At 45.4% G+C, this 22,539-nt stretch carries 27 protein-coding genes; 12 read left to right on the top strand and 15 right to left on the bottom strand.

From position 1 onward, the window contains the following. The first annotated feature begins 103 nt into the window (after positions 1 to 103). The 7 genes from BI182_RS10785 to BI182_RS10755 all read left to right on the top strand — a co-directional run bounded on the left by BI182_RS10785 (position 104) and on the right by BI182_RS10755 (position 6,311). Entirely contained in the window at positions 104 to 592 is a 489-nt protein-coding gene (locus tag BI182_RS10785; protein WP_286807818.1) for a zinc ribbon domain-containing protein, read from the top strand. Positions 593 to 820: 228 nt separating this feature from the next. Beyond that, on the top strand, positions 821 to 1,234 hold the full coding sequence (locus BI182_RS10780; RefSeq protein WP_286807817.1) for a Fur family transcriptional regulator: 414 nt from the start codon (positions 821 to 823) through the stop codon (positions 1,232 to 1,234). A gap of 249 nt (positions 1,235 to 1,483) precedes the next feature. Further along, positions 1,484 to 3,367, top strand: coding sequence for an anaerobic carbon-monoxide dehydrogenase catalytic subunit (gene cooS, locus BI182_RS10775; protein WP_286807816.1), 1,884 nt, complete (start codon positions 1,484 to 1,486; stop codon positions 3,365 to 3,367). A 12-nt stretch (positions 3,368 to 3,379) separates the two neighbouring features. After that, complete coding sequence (locus BI182_RS10770) at positions 3,380 to 3,829, top strand: 4Fe-4S dicluster domain-containing protein (protein WP_070372252.1); 450 nt, start codon at positions 3,380 to 3,382, stop codon at positions 3,827 to 3,829. Further along, positions 3,826 to 5,058, top strand: a complete 1,233-nt coding sequence (locus tag BI182_RS10765; protein ID WP_286807815.1) for an NAD(P)/FAD-dependent oxidoreductase — start codon at positions 3,826 to 3,828, stop codon at positions 5,056 to 5,058. The genes BI182_RS10770 and BI182_RS10765 overlap by 4 nt, the downstream gene beginning before the upstream one ends. 110 nt (positions 5,059 to 5,168) lie before the next feature. Beyond that, positions 5,169 to 5,663, top strand: coding sequence for a peptidylprolyl isomerase (locus BI182_RS10760; RefSeq protein ID WP_148637119.1), 495 nt, complete (start codon positions 5,169 to 5,171; stop codon positions 5,661 to 5,663). A gap of 60 nt (positions 5,664 to 5,723) precedes the next feature. Then, positions 5,724 to 6,311 (top strand): zinc ribbon domain-containing protein, encoded by a 588-nt coding sequence (locus BI182_RS10755; protein ID WP_084633734.1) that lies wholly within the window; start codon positions 5,724 to 5,726, stop codon positions 6,309 to 6,311. 61 nt (positions 6,312 to 6,372) lie between these two features. Here the strand turns inward: BI182_RS10755 and eutL are convergent, their stop codons facing one another. The 15 genes from eutL to BI182_RS10680 form a co-directional block, all read right to left on the bottom strand. Further along, complete coding sequence (gene eutL / locus BI182_RS10750; RefSeq protein WP_070372249.1) at positions 6,373 to 7,017, bottom strand: ethanolamine utilization microcompartment protein EutL; 645 nt, start codon at positions 7,015 to 7,017, stop codon at positions 6,373 to 6,375. A gap of 141 nt (positions 7,018 to 7,158) precedes the next feature. Beyond that, positions 7,159 to 7,950 carry an acetyl-CoA carboxylase carboxyltransferase subunit alpha gene (locus tag BI182_RS10745; RefSeq protein WP_286807814.1) on the bottom strand — a complete coding sequence of 264 codons (792 nt, stop codon included), beginning with the start codon at positions 7,948 to 7,950 and terminating at the stop codon, positions 7,159 to 7,161. Then, positions 7,937 to 8,824: an acetyl-CoA carboxylase, carboxyltransferase subunit beta gene (gene accD / locus BI182_RS10740; RefSeq protein WP_286807813.1), complete on the bottom strand. Its 888-nt coding sequence runs from the start codon at positions 8,822 to 8,824 to the stop codon at positions 7,937 to 7,939. Before accD ends, BI182_RS10745 begins: the two co-directional genes overlap by 14 nt. 15 nt (positions 8,825 to 8,839) lie before the next feature. Then, a complete protein-coding gene (accC, locus tag BI182_RS10735) occupies positions 8,840 to 10,192 on the bottom strand; it encodes an acetyl-CoA carboxylase biotin carboxylase subunit (protein ID WP_286807812.1) in 1,353 nt (450 codons plus the stop codon). An 11-nt stretch (positions 10,193 to 10,203) separates the two neighbouring features. After that, complete coding sequence (fabZ, locus tag BI182_RS10730) at positions 10,204 to 10,620, bottom strand: 3-hydroxyacyl-ACP dehydratase FabZ (protein ID WP_070372245.1); 417 nt, start codon at positions 10,618 to 10,620, stop codon at positions 10,204 to 10,206. Positions 10,621 to 10,730: 110 nt separating this feature from the next. Further along, positions 10,731 to 11,204 carry an acetyl-CoA carboxylase biotin carboxyl carrier protein gene (accB, locus tag BI182_RS10725; protein WP_070372244.1) on the bottom strand — a complete coding sequence of 158 codons (474 nt, stop codon included), beginning with the start codon at positions 11,202 to 11,204 and terminating at the stop codon, positions 10,731 to 10,733. Positions 11,205 to 11,217: 13 nt separating this feature from the next. Continuing rightward, positions 11,218 to 12,456, bottom strand: coding sequence for a beta-ketoacyl-ACP synthase II (gene fabF, locus BI182_RS10720; RefSeq protein WP_286807811.1), 1,239 nt, complete (start codon positions 12,454 to 12,456; stop codon positions 11,218 to 11,220). A 9-nt stretch (positions 12,457 to 12,465) separates the two neighbouring features. Then, positions 12,466 to 13,206 carry a 3-oxoacyl-[acyl-carrier-protein] reductase gene (gene fabG, locus BI182_RS10715; protein ID WP_148637127.1) on the bottom strand — a complete coding sequence of 247 codons (741 nt, stop codon included), beginning with the start codon at positions 13,204 to 13,206 and terminating at the stop codon, positions 12,466 to 12,468. Further along, positions 13,200 to 14,141: an ACP S-malonyltransferase gene (locus BI182_RS10710; RefSeq protein ID WP_070372241.1), complete on the bottom strand. Its 942-nt coding sequence runs from the start codon at positions 14,139 to 14,141 to the stop codon at positions 13,200 to 13,202. The genes fabG and BI182_RS10710 overlap by 7 nt, the downstream gene beginning before the upstream one ends. After that, positions 14,129 to 15,076: an enoyl-[acyl-carrier-protein] reductase FabK gene (gene fabK / locus BI182_RS10705; RefSeq protein WP_286807810.1), complete on the bottom strand. Its 948-nt coding sequence runs from the start codon at positions 15,074 to 15,076 to the stop codon at positions 14,129 to 14,131. The genes BI182_RS10710 and fabK overlap by 13 nt, the downstream gene beginning before the upstream one ends. Positions 15,077 to 15,086: 10 nt before the next feature. After that, on the bottom strand, positions 15,087 to 15,308 hold the full coding sequence (locus BI182_RS10700; protein ID WP_070372239.1) for an acyl carrier protein: 222 nt from the start codon (positions 15,306 to 15,308) through the stop codon (positions 15,087 to 15,089). Positions 15,309 to 15,395: 87 nt separating this feature from the next. Next, positions 15,396 to 16,355 carry a beta-ketoacyl-ACP synthase III gene (locus tag BI182_RS10695; protein ID WP_286807809.1) on the bottom strand — a complete coding sequence of 320 codons (960 nt, stop codon included), beginning with the start codon at positions 16,353 to 16,355 and terminating at the stop codon, positions 15,396 to 15,398. Between the two features lie 15 nt (positions 16,356 to 16,370). Next, complete coding sequence (locus BI182_RS10690; protein ID WP_148637129.1) at positions 16,371 to 16,853, bottom strand: MarR family winged helix-turn-helix transcriptional regulator; 483 nt, start codon at positions 16,851 to 16,853, stop codon at positions 16,371 to 16,373. Between the two features lie 130 nt (positions 16,854 to 16,983). After that, entirely contained in the window at positions 16,984 to 18,054 is a 1,071-nt protein-coding gene (locus BI182_RS10685; protein WP_286807808.1) for an NAD(P)H-dependent flavin oxidoreductase, read from the bottom strand. Positions 18,055 to 18,131: 77 nt separating this feature from the next. After that, a complete protein-coding gene (locus BI182_RS10680; protein WP_286807807.1) occupies positions 18,132 to 19,061 on the bottom strand; it encodes a DMT family transporter in 930 nt (309 codons plus the stop codon). A gap of 131 nt (positions 19,062 to 19,192) precedes the next feature. On the opposite strand from BI182_RS10680, the gene BI182_RS10675 reads away from it, so the two are divergent. From BI182_RS10675 to recO, 5 genes are read left to right on the top strand one after another with little or no spacing between them, the layout of a single operon-like run. After that, a complete protein-coding gene (locus tag BI182_RS10675) occupies positions 19,193 to 19,900 on the top strand; it encodes a histidine phosphatase family protein (RefSeq protein WP_286807806.1) in 708 nt (235 codons plus the stop codon). A 21-nt stretch (positions 19,901 to 19,921) separates the two neighbouring features. Beyond that, entirely contained in the window at positions 19,922 to 20,389 is a 468-nt protein-coding gene (ybeY, locus tag BI182_RS10670; protein ID WP_286807805.1) for an rRNA maturation RNase YbeY, read from the top strand. Continuing rightward, positions 20,361 to 20,807 (top strand): diacylglycerol kinase family protein, encoded by a 447-nt coding sequence (locus tag BI182_RS10665; RefSeq protein WP_353744766.1) that lies wholly within the window; start codon positions 20,361 to 20,363, stop codon positions 20,805 to 20,807. The genes ybeY and BI182_RS10665 overlap by 29 nt, the downstream gene beginning before the upstream one ends. 20 nt (positions 20,808 to 20,827) lie before the next feature. After that, complete coding sequence (gene era / locus BI182_RS10660) at positions 20,828 to 21,724, top strand: GTPase Era (RefSeq protein ID WP_070372231.1); 897 nt, start codon at positions 20,828 to 20,830, stop codon at positions 21,722 to 21,724. Positions 21,725 to 21,744: 20 nt separating this feature from the next. Continuing rightward, entirely contained in the window at positions 21,745 to 22,497 is a 753-nt protein-coding gene (recO, locus tag BI182_RS10655; protein WP_286807804.1) for a DNA repair protein RecO, read from the top strand. The last annotated feature ends 42 nt before the right edge of the window (positions 22,498 to 22,539 follow it).

The raw sequence follows: 22,539 nt of genomic DNA, 5'->3' as shown, positions 1-22,539 counted from the left end.
CTTAACCAAAGCTTTATTTCAGGATTTACAAGATAAATAGATTTCTTTCATTTGTAAAAATACTGAACCTATGATAAAATACAGTTGGAAGGAAGTGAGTAAAATGCCGAAGTATTGTCCACGATGTACTTACATTTTGAGTATTGACGATACAAAATGCAGTTTTTGCGGCATGGTAATAACAACGGGAATCGTTGTTGATAAGAAGATCGCTGATGAATTCCTTGAAGAGGAAATGATGGAACGTGGAAGTTTTTCACGGGAATTTCTCGATGGTGGCAGGGAAATGACCCCGGCTAAAGAAGCAAAGCCACTACAAACGGATGATGTCGTCTTGACAGACGAGTTAATTGCTGACGAGATCATTGGCGACAAATGGTTCAGTGATGAAACGGAAAAAGCTTTTGAAGTTATGAGTCTTTCAAGAGGATTATTGGATCAGGGACGGGAAATGATGCCTGCCGTTGAAAGGCGAATCCTGACGAGCAATGATGAGCTTTTCGCAGAGGAAATGATTGGAGATGAAATCACAGCTGATGGATTTTTGGCTAATAAAAATCGACCAAATCTTCCAAAATCAATGCAGATGTGAATGTGAGAGATGACTAAATGAGGATTGATCAAAAACAATTTGTGAGAATGAGGAAGTGTCCGATGACACACTGATAGAATTACGAAGATTGTCTCTGACAAGCCATGTAATTTAAAATCGTGTGGAATCGGACACTTTTTTAATAGAAAAGCTAAAAGAAGTTTGACAATATCAGTGAATCATACTATAATTAAAACAGAAATTATTAGTTAGGAGTTATTCTTAATCATGAAAAGTAAAAAGATCCAAATGTATACAGATATGATCCGTAGTGTCGGATTAAAAGCCACGCCCCAGCGTATCAGCGTTTTAAAGGTATTGTCAGAAATGACCTCGCACCCCAGTGCTGATATGTTAATGGATGCCCTCGAAAATCAGGGATATGTGATGTCGGTAGGGACGATTTATAATATTCTTGAAACCTTCTCTGAAAAAGGTCTGATTTTAAAGTTAAAGGACAATCAGGAAGTAATGCGTTTTGATGCCAATACTCAGTTTCATGTACATATCTATAATAAAGAAAACAACGGTATTTGTGACTACTTTGATCCGGAACTGGAAATCTTACTTTCCGATTATTTTAAGAATAAACTACCGGATGATGTGTCGCTAAACCGTATGGAAGTCTCTCTTTTTGCCTGATCATTATTAAGAAACTTACTACTTTTACAAAAATAAATTTTAACATCAAAAGCCTGATGCCGTGGTATCAGGCTTTTGAATTTTTTGGACTTAAATGTTATGATAAATATTTATCTTGAATCATTCTTGACAAATACTTGTTCCAGAAATATAATTTAAACATGATTTTAATCGGAACAGTTCTTTAAAGAAAACAGGTAAGATTAATATCGAAAACAGCTACAAATATAAATTACTGGAGGGTATCATATGAATTCAAATTTTAGTTGTAAAACCTGTGCAAGTGCGGATCAAAAACTGGAAAACTTTATTTCCAATCTCAGCGTGGATACATCGCATCATCGGATGGAGGGGCAAAGTGTCAAATGTGGTTTCGGGCTACAGGGGATCTGTTGCCGGCTTTGTTCAAATGGGCCATGTCGAATCACACCAGACGGACCCAAAGGGGTTTGTGGCGCAACGGCTGACACCATCGTGGCCCGAAATTTCCTGCGTGCGGTTTCTGCCGGGTCGGGATGTTATATACATATCGTTGAAAACACGGCTCTATTGCTTAAAAAGACCGCTGCCAGCAAAGGGATATTAAAAGGTAAGGTTGCTCTGGCCAAACTGGCAGAAATTTTTGAAGTGGATGAAACCGATGAGTATATTTGTGCGGAAAAGATAGCCGATCTGGTCTTATCTGATTTATATAAACCGGACTATATCAAAATGGAACTGGTCGAAAAAATGGCTTATAAACCCCGGTTTGATCGTTGGAAAGAATTGGGCATCTTGCCAGGCGGGGCAAAATCGGAAGTGTTTGCCGGGGTTGTCAAAACGTCTACCAATCTCAATTCAGATCCCGTCGATATGTATCTTAACTGCTTGAAGCTGGGTATTTCTACCGGTCTCTATGGTTTAACACTGACGAATCTGCTAAATGATGTGATGCTCGGAGAACCTTCCATCCGTTTGGCGCCAGTGGGCTTACGGGTTATTGATACCGACTATATCAATATCATGATCACGGGTCATCAGCACTCAATGTTTGCCTATTTACAGGAGCGGTTGATTCAGGGGGATGTCATTGAAAAGGCCAAAGCTGTTGGGGCCAAAGGGTTCAAACTGGTTGGTTGTACCTGTGTCGGTCAAGATCTACAATTGCGCGGCGAACATTATAAAGAAGTCTTCAACGGTCATGCCGGTAACAATTTTACCAGTGAAGCGATTCTTGCTACTGGCGCTATTGATGCGGTGTTATCCGAATTCAACTGTACCTTACCGGGGATTGAACCGATCTGTGACGAATTAAAAATCAAACAAATCTGCTTAGACGATGTTTCCAAAAAAGCTAACGCTGAAATGAAACCCTTTGTTTTTGAAGAAAAAGAAAGCCAGAGTAATGAAATTATCGATTCCGTAATCGAAGCGTATCAGGCCAGACGGGGAGTGGTTGCCTTGAATCTGGATGCCGAACACGGCAATGATGATACGTTAACCGGCGTCAGTGAAGGCTCCTTGAAATCATTCCTGGGGGGAACCTGGAAACCGTTGATTGACTTAATTGTCAAAGGTGAAATTAAAGGGATTGCCGGGGTGGTCGGATGTTCCAGTTTAACGGCTGGCGGTCATGACGTGCTGACGGTCAATCTGGTTAAAGAATTGATTGCCAAAGATATTCTGGTTTTATCGGCAGGATGTTCATCCGGCGGGTTGGAAAATGTCGGTTTAATGTCCCCTTCAGCGGCATCTCTGGCCGGACCAAAGCTGCGGGCCGTCTGTGAGAGCCTGGGAATTCCGCCGGTTTTAAACTTTGGTCCCTGTCTGGCGATTGGCCGACTGGAACTGGTTGCCACTGAACTGGCCGAAGCCATCGGCGTTGATCTGCCACAATTGCCGTTGGTTTTATCAGCGCCGCAATGGCTGGAAGAACAAGCACTGGCTGACGGTGCCTTTGGTTTAGCCCTTGGTCTGCCACTGCATTTGGGTTTACCACCGTTTGTAACCGGCAGCCCGGTGGCGGTACAGGTATTTACTCAGGACATGTTAAGCCTCACTGGTGGACAATTGATCATTGATGAAAATGCCCAGTCAGCCGCCCAAACTTTGGATGCCATCATTGAAAAGAAACGTCAGGAATTAAACATCTAAGGAGGTGTAATCATGAAACGAATCATCATTGATCGTGAAAAATGCGATGGCTGCCTGAACTGCAATATTGCCTGTATCAGCGCCCATGAAGAAGGTAGTAATTTTTACACCGTCAACCTGCAAAGTCCTGATGCCGAAACCCGAAATTTCATCAAGTTCGATGCCGGGAAGGGTTATCTGCCAATTTTCTGTCGTCACTGTGACGAGCCGGAATGTGTGCTCTCCTGTATGAGTGGAGCGCTGGAAAAGGATCCGGTTAGCGGCCATGTGCAGTATGATGAAAACAAATGTGCTGCCTGTTATATGTGTGTGATGAACTGCCCTTTTGGGGTGTTAAAGCCAGATAAAAAAACCCGGACGAAGGTCATAAAATGTGATTTCTGCGATGATAAACCGGATGGACCCAGTTGTGTCAAAGCCTGTCCCAAACAAGCCATCGTTGTGAAAGAGGTAAACCTATGAAAATTGTAATCATCGGAGCCAGTGCAGCTGGCATCAGTGCAGCCAAAACCATTAAAGTCTCAGAGCCAAAAACAGAAGTCGTCATTATTTCCAGGGAAGACAGCGTTCATTCCCGTTGTATGCTCCATAAATTTCTGGGGCATCAGCGGGATGCCAAAGGAATCAGCTTTATTGCCGATGATTTCTTTGAGACAGCAGGAATAACCTGGCTTAATAATACCACGGTAATCAGCCTGGATCCTGATTATAAGACCGTAACAACCCATAACAATCAGACAATCAGCTATGACAAATTACTGATTGCCACCGGAGCGGGCTACTTTATTCCGCCGATCCCGGGACTGCGGGAATCAAAAAATGTCTATGGCTTCCGTGACTTAAAAGATGCAAAACTTTTAGACCGGGAATGTCAAACAGCAAAGAATGCTGTGGTTATCGGTGCCGGTCTGGTGGGGATGGACGCTGCTGTGGCTTTATTGGAACGGGGATTAAATGTCACCATCATTGAAATGACTAAGGACGTAATGAGTTTGCAGCTTGATCATCAGGCTGCTGTGGCCTATCAGCAGCTGTTTGAAGAGGCTGGCGCAGAGTTTATCCTGGAAGACAAGGTTGTTTCGGTGGATGTCAATGATGTCGGTCGTGGCACAACAATCCATTTAGCCAGTGGTAAAGCGGTTCCTGCCGATGTCATTGTGATTGCAGCTGGAGTGCGCCCTGCCTTTAATTTTACGCAGGGATCCGGGATAAAAACCAACCAGGCGATTCTCGTTGGTGATGATCTTAAGACGAATATCGACGATATTTATGCCGCTGGAGATGTTACCGGGATTGCCGGGATCTGGCCGAATGCCATGAAACAGGGCCGTATCGCAGCGATCAACATGCTGGGCGAAAAATTATTATACGAAGACCGCTATGCCCTTAAAAACACCGTTAATTTCTATGGGCTGACAACCTTATCGTTGGGGAATATCAACCCGGAACCGGAAGAAAACTGTGAGATCCTCATCCGTGAAGACCGCCACAATTATCAGAAAGTGGTGCTAAAAAATGGCGTCGTCCAGGGCGTAATCATGCAGGGCGATATTGGCGGAACGGGTTTCTGGCAATATCTGATCAAAAATAAAATTGATGTTTCCGATAAAAACAAAGATGTCTTTGGTTTAAGCTTTGCTGATTTTTACGATCTCGATCAACAAACCGGTGAATACAAATATGCGGTCTAAAAACCATCGCATGCAAAATACTTAAGACAGCCGATCGCCTCTTTTCATTTTATTTCATTTGGTGTATACTACATTGAAATGAAAATTATCAGAAATATTTTGAGGAAATAATGTCAGAAACAGTAAATCCAATTGTAAAAATTGAAATGGAAAATGGCCAGACCATGGAAGTGGAACTATATCCCGAAGTTGCCCCGATCACCGTTGAAAACTTTTTAACCCTGGTCAATGATGGGTTCTATAATGGCTTAATTTTTCATCGAGTCATTCCCGGTTTTATGATTCAGGGCGGATGCCCCCAGGGTACTGGCATGGGCGGCCCGGGACACACTATATTAGGTGAGTTTTCCGGCAATGGCGTTGTCAATGACCTAAAACACGTCAAGGGTGTCATTTCAATGGCCCGTTCCGGCATGCCAAATTCGGCTGGTTCGCAATTCTTTATCATGGTTGATGATGCACCATTCTTAGATGGCCAGTATGCCGCTTTTGGTAAGGTGATCTCTGGTATCGAAACAGCGGATGCCATTGTAGCGGTAGATCGGGATCGATCAGATAAACCCTACACCGATCAGGTTATCAAAAAAATTGAAGTTGTGTCCTGAATTATATTTTGAAATCATCCTGCTTTTATGATAAAATAAAATAAAAAGGATGTGAGCGCAATGGCAAAGTATTGTCCCAAATGTTACGCCGGGATCAGTTCCGAAGATGTAGTTTGTGGTAACTGTGGTAATGTTTTGAAGGAAAATCCTGGTGAAGTTGAAGATTTCACGGCAGGCGTTTTCGACAATGAAAATCTTTCTCATGATGTTTCCGGAAAAGAGATTCCTGGGGATACCCCGGATGAAGAGAGCTTATCGCAAGAAATTGTTGCCGATGAAATCATTGCTGATGGTATTGTCGAGGAAACGGTTATTATCTCAGAAACCATCACAACGACACCCCCAGAATCGACGCAAAGTGGATCATCCTATCAGGCTCCACCAAGATCCCAGGCAGTTCCGGATAATGCCGAAGCCCCGATGACACTTGGTGACTGGATGCTGACCCTGCTGCTCTTGTATATTCCGATTGTCAATATCGTGATGTTGATTATCTGGAGCGTTGATTCAAAAACTGCAGCCACGAAAAAACACTTTGCCTGGGCAACCTTGATCTTTATGGGCATCGGGATTGTCCTCTCGATTATCTTCTCCAGCATCGTAATGGCCATTGTCGCATCGATGATGCAGTCGATGTATTATTACTAAAATTCACACCGAAAAAGAAAAGAACCGTCAGCTGACGGTTCTTTTTACGTTCATGATACTTTTAATAATCAACCGGGTCTTCGACACAACTGATAATGGCGTTTTTAAAGGCTTCACAGGCAGTTCGGCAATTAGCCTGGGTACCCGTCAGGATGGCGCCACTGAGGTTTGAATTGGTCGGTGGTCCGAAAAATTTTACCACTTCCACATCGGCAACTGTCAAAGCTTCATCGATACCTACAACCCCTTCTAGGGCCGGAGCAAACAGAAAAGCAATCGAGGAACCCATCGGCAAACCATAGGTTTTCGAAAAATATTTACCGATCTTGGGAACCAACTGGGCATAAATCAGGTTACTGTCATCTTCATTAACGCTGTAAACACTGGCTTTATTCTCGGCGTAGTCACGAATATAGCGCAGTCCATTTTCAACGTCTGAGATGGTTGGGCCAGTAATGACGCCAAATACCTGACCGTCATTGAGACCGGCGCCAGCTCCGTAAAGGGTTTTTACGTAGGCAACCTCAACATTGGAGTTTTTAGTGGCTTCGTCAGCTGCGCAGTAGCCAACACCATCATATTGGGTGGTAAAAATCCCGATGTCAATACAACCTTCCGGCAATTCAAATTCCTCCAACATGATGTCTTCAACAGCGGTAAGCAATTTACTATAAACAAGTTCGCATTTAATTCGATCTCCAGTCATGGTATCATCTCCTTTTGTGAATTCTGTGAAAATTTACTTATTAACTATAATAGCATTTATTTTGTTCTGGAACAATAAAAAAAAAGCAGCACTACGGGTAGTTATCTGCTTTTTGAGGCTGCTTGGATGATCAGGCATTAATCATTTGGTCATACTATCAATGGCACCGTATTTGCGGAACCGTTGATAGCGGTTGTTGATCAATTGGTCGTGATCGAGAGCCTGGTTTTTTTGAAAACATTTATATAATCCGATTTTTAATTCCCGATAGACGTTTTTGAAATCACGATGGTTCTCCGATATAATCTTATCGATGATCTGGAGCTCCAATAAGTCTTGAGCGGTCAGCTTTAGGCAATTAGCCGCATCTTTGGTTTTGGAAGCGTCTTTCCAGAGAATACTGGCACAGCCTTCCGGTGAGATCACCGAATAGATGGCATTTTCCAGCATCCAGACCTCGTCGGCCACTCCCAGGGCCAAAGCGCCACCACTACCACCTTCGCCAATCACAACCGACAGAATCGGAACCTTTAGGCTCATCATCTCCATCAGATTATTGGCAATGGCTAGTCCCTGGCCCCGTTCTTCGGCACCGATTCCACAAAAGGCACCGGAGGTGTCAATCAGACAAACAATCGGGCGATTGAATTTTTCGGCCAGTTTCATCTGCCGTAGGGCCTTGCGGTAACCTTCCGGATGAGCGGAGCCAAAGTTACGTTTGACCCGGGATTTGGTATTCTGACCTCGTTCCTGGGCAATGACGGTCACTGGCATGTCCATCAGGTGACCCAGACCGGAAATTACTGCCGGGTCGTCACCAAAACAGCGGTCGCCATGCAGTTCAATAAAATCGGTAAAGAGATTATCAATAAAATCCTGTCCGGTCGGACGGGTCTTTTTACGGGCCAGGGCAACCCGTTTATATGCTTCCATTTTGATCACCACCTTTGGGAATCCCGTGAAGGGTTAATAATTGTGTCAGGGTTTCTTTTTGGGTGCTACGGGGAACAATCGCATCGACAAAGCCTTTTTCCAGTAAAAACTCGGCCCGTTGAAAGCCTTTGGGTAAACGCTGACGAATGGTCTGCTCAATCACCCGGGGGCCAGCAAAGGCAATTAAGGCTTCCGGTTCAGCCAGAATAATATCGCCTTCCATGGCGAAGCTGGCAGTGACACCGCCAGTGGTTGGGTCGGTGAGGATGGTCAGGTAAAGCAGACCGGCATCACTGTGTCGTTTGACGGCACCGCTGGTTTTAGCCATTTGCATCAGTGCCAGCATCCCTTCCTGCATCCGGGCGCCACCGGAAACGGTGTAGCCAATCACCGGGAGCTGGTGTTTTAGGGCGTATTCAAAGATTAACGTGATCTTCTCTCCGACAACCTGTCCCATACTGCCCATCATAAAGGTGGCTTCCATAACGAATAGAGCTACCTTCCGATTGTCAATTTTTCCGGTGCCAATAATGACTCCTTCGTTTTCGTGGCTGAAAAGGGCGGCCTGCTCCAGTTTTTCATCGTATCCGGGAAAACCCAGACGATTGGTTGAGGACATCTCATGATACTGCTCCACAAAGGTATCCTGATCAATAATCATATTCAGGCGTTGGCGGGCATTGATCCGAAAATGATGTCCGCACTTGGGGCAGACGTGGAAGTTGCTTTCTAAATCGGAGGTGAAGCTCAACTGCTTGCAGGATGGACAGCTTCGGCATAATTCCGAGGGAATCGCCGGATCGGTTTTACGCTTGATTCGGTGCTGGGCTTCCAGTTCATTTTTCGGTTTTTTAAATAGACCTTTACTAAGCATTTAAACCCTCCATTTTTATTCCGGCAAAGTCTTGCCAAATTCATTTTCCATAAAATCAGTAAAGTAATCGCCCGCAATAAATAAGGGGTGACTAAGAATATCCAACTGCACCTGGCTGGTGTGGTCAATTCCTTCAATCACCAGCTCACACAGGGCGGCTTTCATTTTGCGGATCGTCAGCTCCCTGGTTTTAGAGTGGACAATCAGTTTACCAACCATCGAATCATAATAGGGCGGAATCGCATAGCCCTGATAGAGCAGGGTGTCGAAACGCACCCAGGGGCCACCGGGTACATGAAGAAAGTTGATGGTGCCGCAGTTGGGCCTGAAATCGAGCAGGGGATTTTCGGCATTGATTCGGCATTCGATGGCGTGGCCCTGAATATGGACATCCTCCTGACCAAAGGTCAGAGGTAATCCAGCCGCAATCCGGATCTGCCATTTGACAATATCCACCCCGGTCACCATTTCGGTAATTGGATGTTCGACCTGCAACCGGGTGTTCATTTCCATAAAGTAAAAATGACCCTGCGCATCCATTAAAAATTCGATGGTACCGGCATTTTCATAGCCAATGGCCAGCGCCGCCTGGCGGGAAACTTCCATCATTGCCATGCGGATTTCTGGGGTCAGGGAAGGGGAAGGGCTTTCTTCCAGCAACTTCTGATTCTTGCGTTGCACCGAGCACTCCCGTTCACCCAGTGCCACCACATGCTGATGCTGATCGCAAAGTAATTGAATTTCGATGTGCTTGACTCGGGTTAAAAACTTTTCCAGATAAACCCCATCGTCATAAAAAGCATTTTGGGCTTCCTGCCGGGCCAGCGAATATTCGTTTAAGAAATCCTCGGATCGTTCCACCAGTCGGATGCCTTTGCCACCACCGCCAGACCGGGCCTTGACTAATAATGGATAGCCAATTTCATCGGCTTTGCGATGGGCTTGATCGGGATCACTTATAATATCGGTACCAGGGACAATGGGAACGCCAGCGGCCGCCATGGTGGCCCGGGCCTGATCCTTATCGCCCATTTTTGAAATGATTTCCCAGCTCGGTCCAATAAAGGCAATCCCGCATTGGGCGCAGAGCCGGGCGAACTTGGGATTTTCCGATAACAGTCCGTAACCGGGGTGGATGGCTTCCGCCCCGGTTAATACGGCCGCCGATAAAATTGCCGAAATATTCAGATAGGAGTCTGTCACAGCTGCCGGGCCAATACAAATACTTTCATCGGCTAGGCTGACGTGAAGGCTGTTTTCATCTGCGGTGGAAAAGACGGCCACAGTTGCAACGCCCATTTCCTTACAGGCACGGATAATCCGCAACGCAATTTCGCCCCGATTGGCAATCAGTATCTTTGAAAACATCGGAAGCCTCCTTACTCAATCAGGGCAAACGAAAATTCTCCGACTACCGCCACCTTGCCGTTTACTGATCCCGAACCGCTGGCAAAATAAAACGGCGGTTTGGATTTTGTCAAACTGCAGGTAATTTCAATGGTATCGCCAACGCGAACTTTTTCTTTGAATTTTACTTTATTCAGACCAGTAAAGTAGGGGGTTTTGTTGGCACCTTCTAACTCAGCCAATAAGACACAGCTGGTCTGAGCCATAATTTCGCAGAGGATGACCCCTGGTACGACCGGGTTACCGGGAAAATGGCCCTGTAAAAAAAACTCATCGCCGGTAACCGTGTAGCGACCGGTGGCGGTGGTGTCATCTATTTTTTTAGCCTCGTCAATCAGCAGCATCGGCTCACGGTGAGGCAGGATCTTCTTTAATTCATCACGTTTCATTCTGATTTCCTTCTGAATTTTTCTAAAATTCGCTTTTGTAATTGCTTAATCACAACAAGATTTAACCGTACCGAATGGGATCAGTACGGTATCGATTTTACGTTAAAATATTAGTCCTCTACAATGCGATAGAGTACCTGGCCGAATTCCACAACCTGGCCGTTGCTGACGCATACTTCCATAATGGTACCGGCGGTTTCGGCGGTAATTTCGTTCATCAGCTTCATCGCTTCAATGATACATAGGGTATCACCGTCAGCAAAGTGTTGTCCCTTGGTCACATAGGGCGGCTTCCCGGGTTGACTACTTTGGTAAAAAACACCCACCATCGGGGATTTAATTTCTTTCCACTCGGCATTGTTAGAGACTTCAGGAGTTTCGGCTATCACAGGCAGATCTTGTGGGGGCTGTGGCGCAGTGATCGTTATTTGTGGTTCACAAGAAGTTGCTTCTCCTGTGAAAGTCAAACCGCTTTCCCGTTTCATTTCGATTTTCAGGTTGCCCTGATCAAGAGCCAGACTGGTCAGTTTTTCGGCCGACATGATTTTCGCCAGGGCTTGAATGGTTTCAGTCGTTAATTCCATTACTTATTCTCCTCTACTTAACAAATGCCAGACACGCATTGTGACCACCAAATCCAAGGGAAATCGACAGGGCGATATCACTTTCGACTGCCCGTTTCTGATTGGGAACATAATCCAGGTCACAGTCCGGGTCAGCTTCCTGATAGCCAATGGTGGGGGGAATAATGCCGTCTTTTAAAGCCAACACTGAGGCAATCGCTTCGATGGCACCGGCAGCGCCTAACATATGTCCAGTCATTGATTTGGTCGAGCTGACCAGGGTGCGGCTGATATGCTCACCCAGGGCATTTTTAATGGCAATGGTTTCTGATTTATCGTTAAGGGGGGTACTGGTACCGTGGGCATTGACATAGATCTGAACTTCTTCGAAACTGACACCGCTCCGGGTTGCTTCGTCCATCGCCAGATGGATGGCCCGGGTTCCGCCGATGGCGTCAGGGTGGGGGGCTGTAATATGGTAGGCGTCACAGGTATTGCCGTAGCCGACAATTTCGCCATAAATTTTAGCGCCCCGGTTCAGGGCCGATTCCCTTTCTTCCAGCACCAGGGCACCAGCGCCTTCGCTCATGACAAAACCGCTGCGATTCTTATCAAAGGGAATCGAGGCCCGGGCCGGGTCGTTAACGGTTGTTAACGCCGTTAAATTTGTGAAACCGGCCACTGATAGTGGCGAAATACTGGCTTCGGTACCGCCAGCAATAATCGCATCAGCATAACCGTGTTTGATACTGCGAAAGGCTTCACCGATTGAATGGGTGCCAGTGGCGCAGGCCGTAACAATTGGCAAGCAGGGTCCCTGCGCATTATAGCGAATGGCAATGGTGCCAGCAGCGATGTTTGAAATCATCATCGGGATAAAGAAGGGTGAAATCCGACTGGGACCTTTTTCATCCATTTTGTGGCATTCATCAATAAAGGTATGAATACCACCGATGCCGGAACCGATAAAAACACCCAGTCGGCTGGGATCGACATGAGCCTGGACACCGCTGTCTTCCATCGCCTGAACAGCCGCACCAATGCCGTATTGGGTAAATAGATCGGTTTTGCGGATTTCACTTTTTTTAATATAATCAAGGGGTTCAAAATCATGAACCTCACCTGCAATTTTCACTTTTAAGTCGGTGGTATCAAACTTTTTAATAAAGTCGATGCCGCATTTTCCGTTTGTCAGGTTTTCCCAAAAACGTTCTATAGTGCTACCCACTGGAGAAACGGCACCGCATCCTGTTATAACAACTCGTCGATTCATAAATTACTCCTAAATATAGAGACCGCCATCAACTTTAATGACTTCTCCTGTAATATAGCCGGATAAATCGCTACTTAAATAAACGCAGAGATTGGCAATGTCATCAGCCTGTCCCAAACGTTTTAAGGGAATTTGTTTGAGTATTTCTGTCTTTATTTCGGGTTTTAATGCCTTAGTCATATCGGTATCAATAAAACCGGGGGCAATGGCATTACAGGTAACTCCCCGCAGCGCCATTTCTTTGGCAGCTGACTTGGTCAGGCCGATCAGTCCAGCTTTGGCAGCGGCGTAATTACATTGGCCGACGTTACCCATCAGACCGGAAACTGAAGAAATATTGATAATTCGCCCTTTACGCTGCTTAAGCAGGTAGGCCCCGACGTGTTTGGTCATGTTAAAAGCGCCTTTTAAGTTGGTGTTGATGACGCTGTCAAAATCTTCTTCTTTCATGGCGATTAATAACTTATCATTCGTAATACCGGCATTGTTCACCAGGATGTCCAAGCCGCCAAAATCGTTAATAATTTGAGCAACCAGTTCTTTAGTGGCACTGAAGTCAGCGACATCACATTGATAGCTTCTGGCCTGAACACCAAAAGCCAGCAATTCCGCAATGGTAGCTTCAGCATTTATTTGACTACCGCGGTAGATAATGGCGACATTTCCATGGGCTTCAGCAATTTTCAGGGCGATCGCCCGGCCAATTCCTTTGGCACCACCAGTGATGAGTGCAGTTTTTCCTGTTAGCATGTAAAAGTCCATTCCTTTCCAGCGTTTTTAGCTTCCAGATAATCGGTCAACAGGGTTTCAACGTGATGACAGGTTACTGATTTGTCAATTTTTTTTAAGAATCCGCCCAGGGTTTTGCCGGGGCCACATTCAATAAAGGTAGTAAATCCATCGGCGATCATATTGCGCATGGTTTGTTCCCATAATACGGGATGATTGATCTGGTGCAGAATGTAGGACCGGATATCCACCGGCGCATCAGGGTAGGGCTTGGCATAGGCGTTGGAATAGAGGGGAATTGACGCTTCAGTGAAGGTCAATTCATAGATCCGCTTTTCAAGCAGTTTAGTGGCATAGGTCATAAAAGGCGAGTGAAAACCGCCAGACAGGGTCAGGGGAATACCCCGGCCGCCCAGCTCTTTAACCCGGGTTAAAAACAATTCCTGATCGGCTTTTAAAAGTGCGACAACCAGCTGCCCGGGACAATTATAGTTAACCGGGTAACACTGGTTGAATTCCTTGCAGAGTGCTTCCACTTTGGGATTTTCAAGTTTTAAAACCGCTACCATGGTTGCAGGCGTCATCTGTGCGGCCTCTTCCATCGCCCGGCCACGCTTTTTAACAAACTTTAAACCATCGTCCATTGACAGAACTCCGGCGGCTACCAATCCGGTTACTTCCCCCAGCGAGAATCCAGCGATTCCCTGGGCTTCAACGCCAACACATTGCAAAGCAGCCAGGGCTGCCAATTCGACAGCAAAAATACAGGGTTGGGTGTTTTCGGTTTGATTGAGGGCTTCGGAAGGCCCTTCAAAACAGAGGGCAGTGGTGCCCTGATGAACGGCATTAACTTGGTCAAAAATCGTTCGCGAAGACACGCAGTGTTCGTAGAGGGGTTTGCCCATACCAACATACTGAGATCCCTGACCCGGGAAAAGCAGTGCTATTTTACCCATTGTAAGCCTCCTTTTAATACTGTTTCGGTTTCTTTGGCCAGTGTTAAGATGATTTCCTTCACGCTTTGTTTTTCTTTTATCATGCCGGCAATCTGGCCAGCCATGAAGCAACCTTTTTGAGAATCACCTTCCTGAGCGGCAATGCGAAGGGCACCCCGACCGTATTCTTCCAGAGCTTCTGGTGGCGCAGTTGGGTCATTTTCCAATTTTATGAAATCTTTTGAGAAGGTTGTTTTCAGAGATCGGACCGGATGACCCAATGTTCGTCCACTGAGGATGGTGTCAATATCTTTGGCTTTAATAATTTTATCTTTATAATTTTCATGGATGTTGGTTTCGTGGGCGACTAAGAATCGGGTGCCCAGTTGAACGCCCACAGCCCCCAGCATCAGCGCTGCGGCGATCCCCCGGCCATCACCGATACCACCAGCAGCGATGACCTGAATTGAAACTGCGTCACAGACCTGGGGAATCAATGGCATGGTGGCCATTTCGCCGACATGTCCGCCGGATTCACCACCTTCGGCAATTACGGCGGTGGCGCCAGCCCGCTCAGAAAACCGTGCCAACCCGGTGGAAGGCACGACCGGAATCACTTTAATACCGGCTTCAATCCACATTTTCATAAATTTTCCGGGATTGCCAGCTCCGGTAGTAACCACCGGAACCTTTTCATCAATCAGTACCTGGGCAATTTTATCGACATGGGGGTTCATCAGCATGACATTGACCCCAAACGGTTTATCCGTCAAGCTTTTTACTTTGATAATTTCGGTGCGGAGCCAATTTTCATCGGCGTTCATTGACGAAATAATCCCTAAACCACCTGCATTTGACACGGCAGCCGCAAGCTGAGCATCGGATATCCACGCCATTCCTCCTTGAAGAATGGGAAATTCAATGTTTAATAGATCGCAGAGTGGTGTTTTAATCATCCTATTTCACCTAAGCGATTGCTTTTTCGATCAGCTCTACCACATCACCAATCGTTGTCAGTTCGCCATCCATTTCAATGCTGGTATCAAAGGCTTCTTCGATTTCCATAACCAGTTCTACCGTATCCAGTGAGTCCAGTTCCAGTTCTTCGAAGGTTGAATCCATTGTTACTTCCAGATCCTGTTCGTCTTTGTAATTCCGTAAAATTTCCACTACTTTTTCTAATACCATTTGATTAATCCTCCTAAGATTATAAAATAAATTTTTACTTGAGATCGGTTTAGTTGCTTTAGTAATTATAATTGTTAGCAGACCCTATCAGGCCCATTCAATCACACAGGCGCCAGTTGTCAGTCCGCCACCAAAAGCGGTTAAGGCAATTCGGGTACCGGATTTGAATAAACCATTGCGGTTTAGTTCATCCAGTACCAGAGGAATACTGGCTGCAGAAGTATTGCCGCAGCCGTCGACCCGCAGAACAAATTTGTCGATTGATAACTTCAGTCGTTTGGCAGCCCCTTCGATAATCCGCAGGTTGGCCTGATGGGGAATAATATAATCAAGATCAGCAAGAGCAATACCGGCTTTTTGTGTCACCGAGCGTAAATCACTGCAGATGGCAGCTACTGCAAAGCGATAAACCTCCGGCCCATCCATCAGCAGATAGGGAGCTGGATGGGGCTGTCCTGTGGTCAGGGGATGGTTACCCTTGGGCCAGGGAATGCTTAAGGCATGCTGATTTCCGACGGCAGTCAGTTGGATCGCTTTGAGGCTGTCGCCGCTGGTCAGCACCGTCGCACCGGCACCATCGCCAAAAAGAACGGCGGTGGCCCGATCCTGCCAGTCCACCAGTTTGGACATTGCATCCACCGCAATGACTAAAATTTTCATATCACCATTGCGGGAAAAATAGGCATCAGCCACGTCCAGCCCATAGACAAAGCCAGAACAGGCCGCATTAAGGTCAAAACTGGGACAGGTCGCACCAAGTTGTTCCTGAATCAGGCAGGCCAGAGAAGGGGTGACAGTATCACCGCCAAGAGTGGGGCAGATAATCAGATCGAGCTCAGTTGGTTTGATTTGGGCGTTTGCCAGAGCGTTCACACTGGCTTCCAGGGCGATATCCAAAATGGACTCATCGACACAAATATGCCTGGCTTCAATGCCAGTTCGAGAAACGATCCACTCATGGGACGTATCCAGAAACTGGGCGAGGTCTTCATTGGTCTGGATTGTTTTGGGCAACGCAGAACCGGTTCCGATAATTGTAAAGGACATTTGTTCCTCCAAACATCAAGGCTCGGACGACTCATTTTCGTCAGCGAGTCTTGATAATTTTTTTCTGAAAAAACCATTTAATTTTTCCATGCCATGAATTAAAACTTCTTTTTCTTCATCAGTCATTTCTTTAGCAATATCTTTCACCATTTTTACATGAAAATACTGGTGAATTTTATCGATCCGCAAGCCCTTGTCGGTAAGGCGGACGTACACAACTCGTCCATCGGTATTGCTTTTCTCTTTTTTTACATACCCCTTCTTGACCAGTTTATTAATGGCCACTGTTACTGAGGGGAGGGTAATGTTTAGACTTTGGGCAAGATCACTTATGGTTCTTCCATCATTTGTATTTTTTCCCACATGCTCAATTAGATGCATTTCATTGATTGATAAATCAATATTTGTCGATTGCTTGAGTAAATCCTCTTCAAATTTTAAAATATTATTGAATGTATCAACCAGAACGGCGTTGAGTTGGGAAGAAAAAGAGTCCAAAGGGTCACCTCCATATTTATTAGATTGTCTAACTAATTATAGCGCTAAAAAAATATTTGTCAAGAAAAGCTCTGGTTCTGGATAGTTTCTTAGGCGGTCTTAAGATTTAATAGCTCTCTAAAAAAAATTTTTAACCAAGCTCACTGGTTAATTCATTCATTAAGGCTTCCACGGTGGTAATTTCAGAGATCTTATAGGCGTTGGCCCCGGAAAAAACATAGCCGTTATCGAGATCACCTTTTCTACCGGCAATCAGTGCCAAACCAATACAGTAGGGTGCCGTTTTATAGTCACAACTCTTGATGCAGTTAATGGGACAGTTTTTGGGGTGCCGCAATCCAGATTTGACTTCTTCCAGAAAGCGGTTGTGAATGGCCCGGCCTGGCAAACCAGCGGGACTGACAATAATCTCTATATCGGCTTTGGTTGCTTTAACCATGGCTTCTTTAAAGGCCAGTGAGGCATCACATTCGTTGGTGGTAACGAAGCGGGAACCAATCTGAACGGCATCGGCACCAGCTGCCAGCGTTTCCCGGACATCGGCTGCTGTAGTAATTCCGCCACCGGCGATTAGGGGGATGTGTCGTCCAACCAGATCCTCATAGGGTTTGATTTCTTCCAATACGCCGGGAATTAATGTTGGTAGCGCCTGTTCAGCCAACCGTTCGGGAGTCAGATCTTCATTTTTAAAACCTAAATGACCGCCCGCCAGGGGACCTTCCAGAACGATGGCATCGGGAGCAACTTCGTAGTGACGCCACCAGTGTTTTAAGATCAGCTTGGCTACCCGCTTGGATGAAATAATGGGAGCAATCCTGGTTAAGGAATTGCGGGTCAGTTCCGGCAGGGTTAAGGGCAGGCCTGCTCCGGCAAAAATGATATCATATCCGGTTTGCACAGCATCTTTAACCAGTTGTTCGTATTGGGTCAAGGCCACCATAATATTAATTCCAATGGGCCGATTGCCGGATATCGCTTTGGCCCGTTTAAAGTGATCCGTCATTGCTTGTCGATTGGCCAGCTTGGGATTTTTTTTATAGTCAGGGTAATCACTACCCATTTCCACTGCCGATAAAACACCGAGTCCGCCAAGTTTTGAGACATGACCGGCCAGATTAGAAAGCGAAACACCGATCCCCATGCCTCCCTGGACAATCGGTTTGGAAAATTCCAGATTTCCAATATTAAATTGAGTTTTCAAAAAAAAACCTCCTTTGCAATTATTCTTGCGATTGGAGGTAATCATAGCATATTGCGAATTAATCTGTAAAGAAAAAGCTAAATCTCGGTGATTTTTTCCGGGTTATCCCGTTTTGTTTTAAGAAATGCTATTTTTAAAAAGGACCACTTGGTTTCAGCGGTGAGGATGCCCATAAAAATAACCAGACAGCCCAAAAACATCATCAACGTAAAATCCTCGCCAAGGATCATGATCGATAAGAGACTGCCAAAGACCGCTTCAAGACTAAGGATAATGGCGGCATGGGTGGAATTGGTATATTTTTGGGCCATCGTCTGTCCCAAAAATGCCAGGAAGGTACAGAATATCCCCAGATACAAGCCATTGATAAGTCCGGGTATCGGGATTGCCAGGGTAAATTCGCCAGTTAGTATAACATAGGCTAAGGATACGATTGCCGCAAAACCCAGTTGAATCACTGTCAGGGCAATGGGATCATGTTCTTTTGAGTAAATCCCCACCACGACAATATGACAGGCGTATAATAAGGCGCACAACAGGGTAAGGGCATCCCCGGGATTAAAGGAAAATCCAACCGAAAAATCGATGGTCAACAGGGCCAGCCCCAGCAGCATAATAAAAGCTGCTACAAAATTATACTGATCCGGCCGATGTTTTTTGACGGCCCAGTAAATAAAGGGCACCATAATCACATTGGTCGCCGTTAAAAAGGCCTGTTTTCCGGCCAGCATATATTGCAGACCAATCATCTGGGCGGCAAAAGCAGTGAACAGAAAAAAGCCAATCACACAACCGGCCTTAATTGTATCTTTTGAGAGGTTCTTTAAATTTTTCCGGAAAATAAATCCGGATAACAGGGAGGCAACGGCGAATCGGACTGTCATCAACATCATCGGTGACATGGAGTCCAGGGCGTTTTTTGACGCAACAAAACCGCTGCCCCAGACAAAAGCCACTGCTACCAGCCCCAGATCAGCAAAGAGTGCTTGTTTTTTTATTTTTTCCATGGTGATATCCTTTCTCAGGTTCTGGTTTAATTATAACTAAAATAATCAGGGATGGCAAAAATATTTTGGTTTCCCCGATTAAAATGAGTTATAATAGAGAAGAAGTATATCAATCACATAAGGACGAATAAATGAAACTTGTATTGGTTAGACATGTAGAAACTTTTGGAAATGTAGAACATCGCCTCAATGGCCATACCGAATCCGACTATACGCCCCGGGGCGAGGCTATGAAAGAAATTCTGGTGGAAGAACTGATTGCCTTGGATAAGAAACTGGCATTTGATAAAATCTTTGCCAGTCCAACGACCCGGGCTTACAAAATTGCCCAGGCTGTAGGGGCAGAAACCGGGAAAGAAATTTTGGTCGACCACCGCCTGCGGGAATTTAACTTCGGGATCTTTGAAGGAAAAACCCGGGACGAATGCATCGAAATTTTCCAGTCAGAATGGGATCAATGGATGGCAAATTATATAGATTACAGAGTCCCCCAGGGTCAGAGTCAACGGGAATATCATGACCTTTGCGCCGAATTTTTAACCGAACTAACCGAAGGCGAAACGGTTCTGATGGTAGCTCACGGTGGTACAATCCACGGTATGTTGACCAATATGCTGAATCTGCCACTGGACTGTAAATGGCATTTTGACATTAAATTGGGAAGTATCACGATGATTGATTATAACCATGGCTTTGGAATGCTATCCTATATGACCACCCCACCCTATGATGAACTGATTTCACACCCAACTCCCTTGACGGATGCCAAAAAATCCGCCATGCGGGCGGCTGCACGAGCCGAAGCGAAAACCAAAGCCGCCCATAAAAAAAAGAAATGATAAAATTAGAGAGGAACTAAAATGCTTGTAGTCGCTTATGATAACCGTAGTGATTTTGAAATAGATGAAACGGTATTGGAAGAGGTCGAAGACGCAATGGTGCGAACGCTGCTTCACCAGGAAATTGAGGTGGAGTGTGAAGTAAGTTTTTCATTTGTCAGTACCTCCGAAATAAAAGATCTGAACCGGGAGTACCGGGATAAAGATTCTGTCACCGATGTCCTGTCCTTTCCGATGTATGAAGATTTCATAAATAATCGGGAGTCAATTATCAAAGACAATCCGTTTTTGCCCTTGTTACTCGGTGATATTGTGATCTGCATCCAGCAGGCAAAAGCCCAGGCCAAAGAATACGGGAATACCCTGACCCGGGAGCTTTCCTATCTGTCGGTGCACAGTGTATTGCACCTGTTGGGTTATGACCATCTGGAAGATGATGAAAAATCGGTGATGCGTCGTATTGAAAAAGAAATTATGGGTGACGACTAACGCCTCGCCCCAGTCGCATCCTTCTATCAAGCAAATGAATCAGGAGGTGGGAACGATCAGACGAAAGCTACAAAAGAGTTTTTCTTTTGCCATTGAAGGTATTTTACACACCCTCAAAACCCAGCCGAATATGCGCATTCACTTTGGCATCGGTTTATTGGCGGTGGCCTGCGGTTTTATCTTTAAAATCGAAAACTATGAATGGCTGGCGTTGGTGATTGTAATTGGCTTTGTTTTTATCCTCGAAATTATCAATACCGCCATTGAAACCCTGGTGGACCTTTATACCGAAGAATACCATCATCTGGCCAAGGTTGCCAAAGACACCGCCGCCGGAGCCGTAATGGTAGCAGCCATCATGTCAATATGCGTGGGGCTGATTATCTTTTTACCAAAAATTATCAATTGGTTTTTTTAACCAGAGAAAGAATGTGAATCATGAACAAAAACTTTAAATCCGGCTTTATCAGTATCGTCGGTCGTCCGAATGTCGGAAAATCGACCTTGCTTAATAATATTATGGGGGAGAAACTGGTGATTACTTCGGCCAAACCCCAAACCACCCGCAATGCAATTCGTTGTATTTATACCGATGAGCAGGCCCAGATGGTTTTTATTGACACTCCGGGAATGCACCGTCCCAAAAACCGGTTAGGTGACTACATGCAAAAAGCGGCGGAAAATACCGTTGCTGATGTGGATGTGGTTTTATACCTGGTTGAGCCCGAAACAAAAATTGGGCCCGGCGATCAATATATTCTGGAGAAGCTGGGAGCCAGCAAGACCCCGGTTGTTTTAGTCATCAACAAAATTGATTTGTTGCCCAAAGAAGAACTTCTAATCACCATTGCGGCATATCAAAAATACGATTTCCTTAAAGCCATTATTCCGATTTCGGCGGTTACCGGAGATGGTGTTAAAGAACTGCTGGATCTGATAACCGACCTGCTCAGTCCGGGTCCGATGTTTTTCCCCGCTGATATGATTATTGATCAATCCGAACGCTGGATTGTCCAGGAGCTGATCCGAGAAAAGATCCTTAACCTATTAAATGATGAGGTTCCCCACGGTATTGCTGTCGAAGTGACAGCCATGAAACCCCGAAAAGGGAAGGATATCATTGACATTGAAGCAACCATTTTCTGTGAGCGCAAAACGCACAAGGGCATCCTGATCGGCAAGGGTGGCTCGATGCTGACCAAGATTGGCTCACAAGCCCGTAAAGATATTGAATTTTTCCTCAAAACCCAAATCAATCTGCAGCTTTGGGTGAAGGTTCGCACGGATTGGCGGGATAAGAATTTTGATCTGAAAGATTTAGGCTATTTTGAATAAATCTTTCCGTTTGGAGCAATATGGCACTGATTAAAACAAAAGGCCTGGTCATCAGGGAACAGCCCTACAAAGAACAGGATAAGATTCTGACCATTTTTACCGAAGATGAGGGCAAGATCCAATGCATCGCCCGAGGCGTTCGCCGCCAGAAAAGCGGCCATTTAGCCAGCACTCAAATTTTTGCTTATAGTGAATTTGTCTATTATCCCGGCAAGAATTTTGGCATTATCAATCAGTCGAACTTAATTGAAGCCTTTTATCCCTTGCGGAATGATCTGACCAAAATGGCCCTGGCTTCATATTTACTGGACTTGATGTATAACGCCTACGAATTTTATCAGAAAAGTCCAGAGATATTAAAATTACTGCTCCATGTGTTGTACTACATTTCTGGTGGCAAAGCCAGAAACGACCTGGTTCTGGTTGGGGCCTTTCAAATGAAGCTGGTCAGCTACTTAGGCTATCGTCCCGTTCTGGAAAGGTGCATGGTTTGTCAGCATGATCAGGATTTAACCCACTTCAGCATTGAACAAAATGGCCTGGTCTGCCGGGACTGCCGGGAACAAAGCCCCGGCTATCTCTATAAGCTAAACCCAGCCATGCTGGAACTGCTCCGGGACTTTTTAAAACAACCGATTAAACAGCTCAAAGACCGGGAGATCGACCCAGCTGAAGCCCTAAAACTTAGTGATCTGCTGGATCATTATATCAGCTGTTGCATCGGTAAATCTTCCAAAGCCTATGCTTTTTACAAAACCATGCTCAACCCCTAGATCTGTTGGGAAAAATATGAAAAATTTAAATTAAAAAGGAGA

The sequence above is a fragment of the Acetobacterium sp. MES1 genome (assembly GCF_002237635.1).
GTDB lineage: Bacteria > Bacillota > Clostridia > Eubacteriales > Eubacteriaceae > Acetobacterium > Acetobacterium wieringae.
Note: the sequence above shows the minus strand (reverse complement) of the source record. Positions and strands in the feature narration are given on the sequence as shown.